Source organism: Micromonospora sp. CPCC 205561, from assembly GCF_036906775.1.
Taxonomy (GTDB): domain Bacteria; phylum Actinomycetota; class Actinomycetes; order Mycobacteriales; family Micromonosporaceae; genus Micromonospora.
The window spans coordinates 109,683-119,842 of the sequence record NZ_JBAKHV010000009.1 but is presented as its reverse complement, the minus strand read 5'-3'; the positions used below and the strand labels follow the sequence as shown (position 1 = coordinate 119,842).

The 10,160-nt window shown below is 73.3% G+C and carries 10 protein-coding genes and 1 pseudogene; 6 read left to right on the top strand and 5 right to left on the bottom strand.

Annotated features, from left to right (window positions below; genetic code table 11):
- Positions 1-75 precede the first annotated feature (75 nt).
- Entirely contained in the window at positions 76-708 is a 633-nt protein-coding gene (locus tag V6V16_RS08405; RefSeq protein WP_334561136.1) for a phosphatase PAP2 family protein, read from the bottom strand.
- A 170-nt stretch (positions 709-878) separates the two neighbouring features.
- Between V6V16_RS08405 and V6V16_RS08400 the strand changes: the two genes are divergently transcribed.
- Positions 879-3,284, top strand: a complete 2,406-nt coding sequence (locus V6V16_RS08400) for a glycoside hydrolase family 65 protein (RefSeq protein ID WP_334561134.1) — start codon at positions 879-881, stop codon at positions 3,282-3,284.
- A gap of 29 nt (positions 3,285-3,313) precedes the next feature.
- Entirely contained in the window at positions 3,314-3,805 is a 492-nt protein-coding gene (locus V6V16_RS08395) for a GNAT family N-acetyltransferase (protein WP_334561133.1), read from the top strand.
- On the opposite strand, the gene V6V16_RS08390 is transcribed toward V6V16_RS08395, so the two are convergent.
- Together V6V16_RS08390 and V6V16_RS08385 are read right to left on the bottom strand one after the other, a co-directional pair.
- Positions 3,749-4,255 (bottom strand): hypothetical protein, encoded by a 507-nt coding sequence (locus tag V6V16_RS08390; protein ID WP_334561132.1) that lies wholly within the window; start codon positions 4,253-4,255, stop codon positions 3,749-3,751. The genes V6V16_RS08395 and V6V16_RS08390 overlap by 57 nt on opposite strands.
- A 164-nt stretch (positions 4,256-4,419) precedes the next feature.
- Positions 4,420-5,040, bottom strand: a complete 621-nt coding sequence (locus V6V16_RS08385; RefSeq protein ID WP_442934048.1) for a TetR/AcrR family transcriptional regulator — start codon at positions 5,038-5,040, stop codon at positions 4,420-4,422.
- On the opposite strand from V6V16_RS08385, the pseudogene V6V16_RS08380 reads away from it, so the two are divergent.
- From V6V16_RS08380 to V6V16_RS08370, 3 genes and pseudogenes are all read left to right on the top strand, one after another.
- A pseudogene (locus V6V16_RS08380) lies at positions 4,942-5,364 on the top strand (SDR family NAD(P)-dependent oxidoreductase); the annotation flags it as partial. The gene V6V16_RS08385 and the pseudogene V6V16_RS08380 sit on opposite strands and share 99 nt — an antisense overlap.
- A 152-nt stretch (positions 5,365-5,516) precedes the next feature.
- Positions 5,517-7,016 carry a SulP family inorganic anion transporter gene (locus V6V16_RS08375; protein ID WP_334561130.1) on the top strand — a complete coding sequence of 500 codons (1,500 nt, stop codon included), beginning with the start codon at positions 5,517-5,519 and terminating at the stop codon, positions 7,014-7,016.
- Positions 7,017-7,129: 113 nt separating this feature from the next.
- On the top strand, positions 7,130-7,516 hold the full coding sequence (locus V6V16_RS08370; RefSeq protein WP_334561128.1) for a MerR family transcriptional regulator: 387 nt from the start codon (positions 7,130-7,132) through the stop codon (positions 7,514-7,516).
- 212 nt (positions 7,517-7,728) lie between these two features.
- Here the strand turns inward: V6V16_RS08370 and V6V16_RS08365 are convergent, their stop codons facing one another.
- The gene (locus V6V16_RS08365) at positions 7,729-8,751 is read right to left on the bottom strand and encodes a zinc-dependent alcohol dehydrogenase family protein (protein ID WP_334561127.1); all 1,023 of its coding nucleotides are present in this window, start codon (positions 8,749-8,751) and stop codon (positions 7,729-7,731) included.
- A 314-nt stretch (positions 8,752-9,065) separates the two neighbouring features.
- On the opposite strand from V6V16_RS08365, the gene V6V16_RS08360 reads away from it, so the two are divergent.
- Complete coding sequence (locus tag V6V16_RS08360; protein ID WP_334561126.1) at positions 9,066-9,530, top strand: DIP1984 family protein; 465 nt, start codon at positions 9,066-9,068, stop codon at positions 9,528-9,530.
- A 298-nt stretch (positions 9,531-9,828) separates the two neighbouring features.
- Here V6V16_RS08360 and V6V16_RS08355 read toward each other — a convergent pair whose 3' ends face one another.
- A complete protein-coding gene (locus tag V6V16_RS08355) occupies positions 9,829-10,110 on the bottom strand; it encodes a hypothetical protein (RefSeq protein WP_334561124.1) in 282 nt (93 codons plus the stop codon).
- Between the last annotated feature and the right edge of the window lie 50 nt (positions 10,111-10,160).

The window sequence follows — 10,160 nt, the reverse complement described above, 5'->3', positions numbered from 1 at the left end:
CCCGTTCGCGGGGGCGCAACGGGCAGGACCGCGCGGCGGGGGGGGGGGGAGGGCGAGGGGCCGGGGGGGGGGGGGCTAGTGGGGGGTGGGGGTGGGGCGGGGTGGGGTGGGGTGGTCGGTGGGGCGGTGGCGGTGCAGGAGGTGGGCGACGGGGCGGGCGAGCAGCGGTGTGAGCAGGGCGGCGAACAGCGCGCCGAGCAGGATGCCGGCCACCACGTCGTGCGGGTAGTGCACGCCGACGAAGGTGCGGGAGAAGGCGGCCAGCACCGCCAGCGGCAGCGCCACCAGCCCGACCCGGCGGGACAGCAGCAGGGTCGCCACCGCCAGGCCGCCCGCGATCGTGGCGTGGTTGCTGGGGAACGACCAGTCGCCCGTCGGCGGGCACTCGCTCGCGATGATGGCGAGGTCCGTGGCGACCGCGCGGCAGGGACGCTCCTGGTCCACCACCGTCTTCAGGGCCTCGCTGCACCCGTACGCGAGGACCACCGCCACGGGCGACACCAGGGCGTACGCCCGGTCGAGCGGCCCGCCGCGCAGTCGGGAGACCGCCGCGACCAGCCACAGCGCGCCGAGCAGCAGGATCGCGCCCTCGGTGAAGTGCCCGGCGAACCACTGGAGCGGTTGCGGGGAGTCGGCGGCGAAGTCGACGATGTCCTGGTACCACTCCACACTGATCTCGGGAACGTCCGGCGTGTCCGTATCAACCATGATTCACCTCACTCGTCGTTCATACCTCGTTTACCTCGCAGACAACCCTGGAACACCTCGAAGTCGGTCGCGGTGTGCGTTGGTCGGGAGTCGTACCCGACTTTGGTCTCAGCGACCTCACAGCCCGGTCTGCTTCGATTGACCAGGTAAGTCGGACTTCTGGAGGCGCAGTGCAGCACACCCCCACCGCCGACCGACCGCCCACCGTCCCCGCGAGGGAGGAGGACGAGGCCTGGCGGATCCGGCGTACGGAGGCGGACCTGGACCGCCTCGCCGAGGTCGAGTCGACCTTCGCGCTGGGCAACGGATGGGTCGGCTGGCGCGGCAACCTGGACGAGGGCACCCCCTACGGCATGCCCGGCAGCTACCTCAACGGCTTCCACGAGCGGCGCGAGGTCTCCTACCCCGAGGACGGGTACGCGTTCCCGCAGCTCAGCGACACGGTGATCAGCGCGCCGAACGCCGCCCTGATCCGTCTCTGGGTCGACGGCGAGCCGCTGGACGTGCGCACCGGCACCCTGCGCACCCACGAGCGGGTGCTCGACCTGCGCGCCGGGGTGGTCGAGCGGTACACCGAGTGGGTCTCCCCGGGCGGGCACGGCGTACGTGTCCGCAGCACCCGGCTGGTCTCGCTGCCCCGGCACGCGGTGGCCGCCGTCCGGTGGAGCGTCGAGCCGCTGGACGGGGCCGTCGAGGTGCGTGTCTGCGCCGACCTGCTCGCCAACGAGCGGGTGCCCGAGCGCTCCGACGACCCCCGCGCCGCCTCCGTGATCACCGATCCCCTCACCGCCGAGTACCGCCACTCCGACGGGCACGACGGCGTCCTCGTCCACCGCACCGGGCGCAGCGGCCAGCGGGTCGCCGTGGCCGTCGCGCACGAGGTGCGGGCCCCCGACGGCTTCGGCACCGGCGTGGACTGCGCCCCGGACCGGCTGCGCCTCACCCTGACCGGGACGCTGCATCCCGGCGAGCGACTCGAACTGACCAAGTTCGCGGCGTACGAGTGCACCGCCGTCGACGCCATGCCCCCGGACGAGCTGGCCCGCCTGGTCGTCGCCGAGGCCGACGCGGCCCGCGCGGAGGGCTTCGAGGCCCTGCTCGCCGACCAGCGCGCGACGCTGGACGCCGCCTGGCGGACCGCCGACGTGCAGCTCGACGGCGACCCCGAACTCCAGCAGGCCATCCGCTTCTCGGTGTTCCATCTGCTCCAGGCGGGACGGCCCGACGGCGACCGGACGATCCCGGCGAAGGGACTCACCGGCAACGGCTACGACGGGCACGTGCTCTGGGACACCGAGGGCTACGTGCTGCCCGTGCTGACCTACCTCGCCCCGGAGTTGGCCCGCTCGGCCCTGCGCTGGCGGCACGCCCATCTGCCGGAGGCGCGCGAGCGGGCGGCGGAGCTGCGGCTGGCCGGGGCGACCTTCCCGTGGCGGACCATCGGCGGGCGGGAGTGCTCCGGCTACTGGCCGGCCGGCACCGCCGCCCTGCACGTCAACGCCGACATCGCCGACGCGGTGCTGCGCTACGTCGCCGCCACGGGCGACGGGGACTTCCTCGTCGAGGCCGGGCTGGAACTGCTGGTGGAGACCGCCCGGCTGTGGCACGGCTTCGGCCACTGGTCCGACACGGGCACCTTCCACCTGCACGGCGTGACGGGCCCGGACGAGTACGCCGCCCTGGTCGACGACAACCTCTTCACCAACCTGATGGCCCGCCGCAACCTGCGTGGCGCCGCTGACGCCGCCGAGCGGCACCCCGAGGCGGCGGCCCGGTTCGGCGTCGACCCGGCCGAGGTCGCGTCCTGGCGGGCCACCGCGGACGCGGTCTTCATCCCGTACGACCGCAAGCGCGGCGTCCACCAGCAGGCAGCCGGCTTCACCGAGCAGCCGGAGTGGGACTTCGCGAACACCTCCGACGACGACTATCCGCTGCTGCTGCACTTCCCCTACCTGGAGCTCTACCGCAAGCAGGTGGTCAAGCAGGCCGACCTGGTGCTCGCCATGCAGCGCTGCCCCGGGGAGTTCACGGCCGACGAGAAGGCCCGCAACTTCGCCTACTACGAGGCGCGTACCGTCCGGGACTCGTCGCTGTCGGCCTCCCCGCAGGCGGTGCTCGCCGCCGAGGTCGGGCACCTCGACCTGGCGTACGACCTCTTCGCCGAGTCGGTGCTCCAGGACCTGGCGGACCTGGGCGACAAGACCGGCGACGGGCTGCACCTGGCGTCGCTGGCCGGGGCGTGGCTGGCGTTGGTGCAGGGCTTCGGCGGGTTGCGCGACGACCGGGGGGTGCTCTCCTTCGACCCCCGGCTGCCGTCGGCGATCGACCGGCTCGCCTTCAGCCTGCGCTGGCACGGCCACCGGCTGCGGGTCACCCTGACCCGCGACGAGGCCCGCTACGAGCTGCCGGACGCCGGCGCGGAGACCGGCGTCGAGGTGTGGCACCACGGCGAGCCGTTCCGGGTCACCGGTGCCGGGCCGGTGATCCGGCCGATGCCCGAGGTGCCCGACCCGGGGCCGGAGCCGCACTCCCCGCCCGGCCGCCGCCCCACCCGCCGCTCCGCCGGCGAACGCTGAGGGGGCGCGCACCTGGTTAGGGTGGCGCGGTGATCGAGCTTCAGCGGCTGCACGCCCGGCACGCCGCCGCGCTGCTGCGCTTCGAGCGGGAGAACCGGGAGTGGTTCGCCCGCTCGGTGCCGGACCGGGGTGACGCGTACTTCGCCGGCTTCGCCGCGCGGCACGCGGCGCTGCTCGCCGAGCAGGCCACCGGCGCGTGCCACTTCCACGTCCTGGTCGACCCGGACGGGGCGGTGCTGGGCCGGTTCAACCTGGTCGACGCCGCCGGCGGCGAGGCCGAGCTGGGCTACCGGGTGGCCGAGCGGGCCGCCGGGCGCGGGGTGGCGACCGACGGCGTCCGCCGCGTCCTGGCACTGGCCCGTCGGGCGTACGGGCTGCGCCGGCTGACCGCCGAGACCACGCTGGACAACGCCGGCTCGCTCGCGGTGCTGCGGCGCACCGGGTTCGCGCCGGTCGGCGAGGTGTCACTCGACGGGCGCCCCGGGCTGCGGTTCGCCCGCGAGCTGACGGCCGACGACTGACGCGCCGGTCATCCGCTGCCGGACGGCCTCCAGCGCCTCGAACGCGTACGCCCAGTTGTGGCACTTGAAGCTGCGCAGCCCCTCGATGGCCGTGCGGCAGTCGGCGCAGCGCACCCCCGCGATCGCGTCCGGGACCTCGGTGTTGACGTACCTGCGGTCGCCGAGGATGACCGTCGCGATCATCATCCGGTCGTGTACGCCGGAGAGCGCGGAGGAGACGATGTCGTACCAGTTCACCCGGCGGCCGCACTTCGGGCAGTCCGGCTGGTCGCCGCTGACCCAGAGCGGGGCGCCGATGCTGCGCAGCGGCATGCCGAGCAGCTTCTCGATCCGCCGTACGTCGGACTCCGGGGTGGTCCACCGGTGTGCGCCGGGCAGCGACGCGGGCGAGTCGTAGACCGCACGGAACAGGACCGGGTCGACCTCCACGGTCTCGCGCTGACGGGTCATCGGCGTGCCTCCTCCACGGTCGGTGCCCGTGCCGTCGTCGCGGGTGGCGGGCGGGTCCAACCGGATCAACGACACGGCGGGCCGGCCGCTACCCGGTGATCCCGCCGGGCGCGCGGCCCGGCGACCGACGCCGATCGGGCCCCCGCCCTCCGTCGGCGGGCGCCCTACGGTTCGCGGGGCCGAAGGCCGCGCAGCGCCGTGTCCACCACCTGGTCGGCGTAGTCGTGCGTCAGGGGACCGGTGCGCTGGAGCCACCGGTTGAGAACGGGGCCGAACAACAGGTCGACGGCCACGTCGAGGTCGACGTCCTCGGCCAGCTGCCCCGCGCGCCGGGCGGCGCGCAGCCGCTCCTTCTTCAGCTCCCGCACCGGCCCGTCCAGCCGCGTCGCGTAGTCCGCGGCCAAGGCGGGGTCGTGGACGATCTCGGTGTGCAGGGCGCGCATCGGCAGGTCGTAGCGTGGGTCGTTCAGCTCGTCGACGATGGCCCGCAGGACCAGCTTCAGGTCGGCGGCGAGGTCGCCGGTGTCGGGCAGGGCGCCGCTCCGGCCGTCCTGCCCGCCGTCGGTGGTGAGCGCGAGGAAGGCGTCGAAGAGCAGCGCCCCCTTCGAGGGCCACCAGCGGTAGATCGTCTGCTTGCCGACGCCGGCGGCGGCGGCGATGCCCTCGATGCTGAGCTTCGCGTAGGCACGGGGCTCTACAGCGCGAGCAAGTTCGCGCTGGAGGGCATGAGCGAGGCGCTGGCCGCCGAGGCGGCCCGGTTCGGCGTCAAGGTCACCATCGTCCAGCCGGGCGGCTACTGGACGGACCTCTACACCAGCAGCACGGCGGCCACCCCGGACCCCGCCTACGACCCGCTGCGGGCGGAGCTGGCGCGGCAGTGGGCGGAGGGGTCGGTCGACAGCGAACCCCGGCTGGCCGCCGAGGCGCTGATGAAGCTGGTCGCCAGCGATGATCCGCCGCTGCGACTGCTGCTGGGCAGCATGGTCTACGACCTCGCCTTCGACATCTCGAAGCGACGCATGGACGTCTGGGCGGGCTGGGAAGAGGTGAGCCGCGCCGCCGAGAAGGCGGTCCCGGCCCCGGGCGGCGAAGCCGGCCGGGAGTCGTGACGATCGCCACGCGTCGGCCTACTCTCCCACCGGGAAGAGTAGGGTCCGCTGGGCCGCGCGACCGTGGTCCCCGACGACCCGGCGGCCACGCCCGGCCCCGGGGCGAGAGGGCGGGCCGCCCGCCGACGTGCTCTCCGAGTGGAAATGACTGTATGTCGTCTGTGCTTTCCGCGGTCTCCCGGCCGCGACTGTCCCGCCCGTCCTGGCTGTCGCCGAAGGTGTTCCGCACCGAGGTCCTCGCCGGCCTGGTCGTCGCCCTGGCGTTGATCCCGGAGGCGATCTCCTTCTCGATCCTGGCGGGAGTCGACCCCCGGGTGGGCATCTTCGCCTCGTTCACCATGGCGGTGACCATCGCGATCTGCGGCGGGCGGCCGGCGATGATCTCCGCCGCCACCGGCGCGGTCGCACTCGTCGTGGCCCCCCTCGCCAAGGAGCACGGCCTGGACCACCTCGTCGCCGCGGTGATCCTCGGCGGCGCGATCCAGATCCTGCTGGCGGCGCTCGGGGTGGCGAAGCTGATGCGCTTCATCCCGCGCAGCGTGATGGTCGGCTTCGTCAACGCCCTGGCCATCCTGATCTTCGCCGCCCAGGTGCCGCACCTGCTCGGTGTGCCGTGGCTGGTCTACCCGCTCGTGGCGGTCGCGCTGGCGATCATGGTCGGGCTGCCCCGGCTCACCCGGGCCGTGCCGGCGCCGCTGGTCGCCATCGTGGTGCTGACCGTGGTCACGGTGGCCACCCAGGCGGCGGTGCCGACCGTGGGCGACGAGGGAGCGTTGCCGGAGAGCCTGCCCACACTCGGCCTGCCGCGGATCCCGTGGACCATGGACACCCTGACCCTGATCGCCCCGTACGCCCTGGGGATCGCCCTGGTCGGGCTGATGGAGTCGTTGATGACCGCGAAGCTGGTCGACGACATCACCGACACCCCCTCCAGCAAGACGCGGGAGTCGTGGGGGCAGGGCGTGGCCAACATCGTCACCGGGTTCTTCGGCGGCATGGGCGGCTGTGCGATGATCGGCCAAACGATGATCAACGTGAAGACGTCCGGTGCCCGCACCCGGCTGTCGACCTTCCTGGCCGGGGTCTTCCTGCTGGTCCTGGTGGTCGCGCTCGGCGACGTGGTCGCGGTGATCCCGATGGCCGCCCTGGTCGCCGTGATGGTCATCGTCGCGGTGTCGACGTTCGACTGGCACTCGGTCGCCCCGGCCACGCTCAGGCGGATGCCGTACGGCGAGACCGTCGTCATGCTGGCCACCGTCGTCACCACCCTGGCCACCCACAACCTCGCCGTCGGCGTCGTCGTGGGCGTACTGACCGCCATGGTCGTCTTCGCCCGTCGGGTCGCCCACCTGGTGGAGGTGACCAGCGTCCTCGACCCCGACGGGACGACCCGGACCTACTCGGTGCACGGCGAGCTCTTCTTCGCCTCCAGCAACGACCTCGTCGGCCGGTTCGACTACGCGCACGACCCCGACAGCGTGGTCATCGACATGACGCACGCCCACGTCTGGGACGCCTCCTCCGTCGCCGCCCTCGACGCCGTCACCACCAAGTACGCCGCCCGCGGCAAGAGCGTGCGGATCGTCGAGTTGAACCGCCCCAGCGCCCACATCCACGACACCCTCGCCGGCCGGCTCGGCGTCGGCCACTGATGGCCTCCGGCAACCGTACGGCCGGCCCGGAGCAAGCCCCCGACCCGGCTGCGGAGCGTGTCTCCGGCCCGGACGGGGCGTCGCCCGCCCCCGGAACGGCCGGCGGGCGCCGGATGCAGATCGGCGAGGCGGCCGAGCGGGTCGGGCTGAGCATCCGCACCATCCGGCACTACGAGGACGTCGGCCTGATCGTTCCCTCGGCCCGCAGCGACGGCGGCTTCCGCCTCTACACGGAGCCCGACCTCGACCGGCTCGCCGTGGTCAGACGGATGAAGCCCCTCGGCTTCACCCTCGACGAGATGCGCGACCTGCTCACCGTCCTCGACGCCCTCGACACGGCCGAGGGCGGCGACCGGGCGAACCTGCTCGACCGGCTCGGCATGTTCCACGCCGCCGTCACCGCGCGCGTCGGCGCGCTGCGCGACCAGCTCGCGATGGCCGAGGGGTTCGCCGACACGCTCCGCGGCAGGCTCGACCAGCACGGCGCTGCGTCCTCCTGACCGCCGCCGCGACAGGGCGCTCCGTAGTCTCCCAGGTGCCGGTGCCGGCGGGAGACGAGCACCACGCCGCTCTCTCCGAAGGCTGCCCCGGCGACCGCGACGAGGCCGAGGTGGAGCGGTACGGCGGGCGCCCGCCTCACCGCGTCCCCGAGCGGGCCCGGGCCACTCCGCCCGCCTTCGACGGCGGTCGGCGCGAGGCGGGTACGCGTCGCTCAGGGCCTGAGCAGAACCTTGACGGCCCGACGCTCGTCCATTGCCCGGTACCCCTCGGCGGCCTGATCCAGGGGCAGGGTGAGGTCGAAGACCCTGCCGGGGTCGATCTCCCGCCTGAGGATCAGGTCGATCAGCTCGGGCAGGAAGCGACGCACCGGGGCGGGGCCGCCGTGCAGGTGCACGTGCGAGAAGAACAGCTCCTCGCCGGGCAGTTCGACGCCGTGCGCCACGCCGACGTAGCCGACGTGCCCTCCGGGACGGGTGGAGCGGATGGCCTGCATCATCGACTCCTGGGTGCCGACCGCCTCGATCACCGAGTGCGCGCCGAGGCCGTCGGTGAGGTCCTTGATCCGGGCCACGCCCTCGTCGCCGCGCTCGGTGACGATGTCGGTGGCGCCGTAGTGGGCCGCCAGCTTCTGGCGGGGCTCGTGCCGGCTGACCGCGATGACGCGTTCCGCGCCGAGCTGCCTCGCGGCCAGCACGGCGAGCAGGCCGACCGCACCGTCGCCGACGACCGCGACGGTCCTGCCCGGGCCCACCTCGGCGGCCACCGCGCCGAACCAGCCCGTGCCGAGCACGTCGGAGGCCGCCAGCAGGTCTGGGACCAGGTCCTCCGGGGGAAGCTCGGGCGTGGCGACCAGGGTGCCGTCGGCCAGCGGTACCCGCAGGTACTCCGCCTGGGCACCCAGCCCGCCAACCGGCTCCCGCTGGACGCACGAGGACTGGTAGCCCGCCCGGCAGATGGGGCAGGTGTTGTCGGAGGCGAAGAAGGAGCCGACGACGAACTGCCCGGGCCTGACGTCCCTGACCTCCCTGCCGACCTCCTGGACGACGCCGACGTACTCGTGGCCCATCGGGGACGGCCCGTCGACCGTCTCGATGCCGCGATACGGCCACAGGTCCGAGCCGCAGACGCAGGTGGCGGAGAGGCGGATGACCGCGTCGGTCGGGAGGAGGATCCGCGGGTCCTCGCGCTCCTCCACCCGTACGTCACCGGGGGCGTGCAGGACAGCACCGCGCATGGGGTTCTTCCCTTCGATTCCGTTCGGCCGCGACGCGACCGCTGCCCTGCGGCTTACCCCGGCAGGGCGTGGATCTGCCGTCTTCCGGCGAGCAACCCCGTGGCTGTCGGCGGTCGGGTCCGGCGTCGTCCAGCCGAACCTCGGTGCGGCCGGCCCGGGGAGTTCCCGCCCGCGCGCCACTTCGCACCTCGACCGACGACGAAGGAGCGCGGCTCGTCCACCAGCACGACGGCCGGCAGAAACCGGAGTGCCGCACCGGCAGGTCGGGGAGAAATGGGGAGCGGTGCTGATCTTCGCTCTCCATACTGGTGCCCATGAAGCTTGCCGAGGCACTTGCGCTGCGCGCGGATGCGGCGCGCCGCGCCGAACAGCTCCGCGCCCGCATCACTGCCAGCGCCCGCTACCAGGAGGGTGAGGCACCCGCCGAGGACGCCTCGGCGCTTCTCGCGGAGGCGGGCGAGGTGCTCGGTGAGTTGGAGTCACTGATCCGGCGGATCAATCGCACCAACGCCGCCACCGAGGTGGAGGGTGGCACGCTCACCGACGCGCTTGCGCGTCGCGACGTACTCCGCGTGCGGCACGGCGTGGTCACCGCCGCCGCGAACGCCGCGGCCGGTGAAGGTCAGCGCGGGTACCGGCAGCTGCGGTCGGAGTTGAAGATGATCCCGGCGCTGCCGGTGGCGGAGTTGCGCAGGCAGGCCGACGACCTCGCCCGGCAGGTCCGCGAGGTTGACACGATGATCCAGCGGACGAACTGGGAGGTCGAGCTGCTGGACTGACGAGTCGCGGAGCAGGTAGCCGACGTGGAGGCGTGCGCGAACCCGAGAGCCGGCGGGTAATCCGGCTCACTCCTGGTGCGCCGAGGGCAGGCGCGGGGGTTCGATTCCCCGGCACACATCGCACGCCCAGCACAGCTCACAGGTGACGGCGCACAGGGCACGGCACACCACCGGGTGCAGATCCACGACGGCGAGGGTGGGACAGGGGACTTCCGCGACCTCGTACGGCAGCTTGCCCGCCGCGACTTCGACACGTGCGCTGCACGGTGCCGGAGCTGCGGGAAGCCACGTCGCTCGACTACTCCTTCAGGTACCCCGTGGCAGGGTCGATCTCGGCGAGGAAGTCGCGGATCGCCTCCTCCATCTCGGGCTCGGTCATGGCGGAGCCGGCGGCTCCGCTGATCCCGAAGCCGTAGTCGTGCGGCCCGCTGAGCCAGTCGAAGTCGTACTCGCCGGGCCGCTCAGCCCGCTGACGGACGCGGAACTGCTGCCCGTCGACCGTCAACATGATCGGATCGCCCCCGACGTGGCGGGGGTTCGTGTGCTCGGGCGCGAGGCCCGGCTCCGGCTCGTTTGACATGCCTGCTCCTTCGATCGGTGATCCGCGCGGCGCGCTCAAGCGGCCCGGGG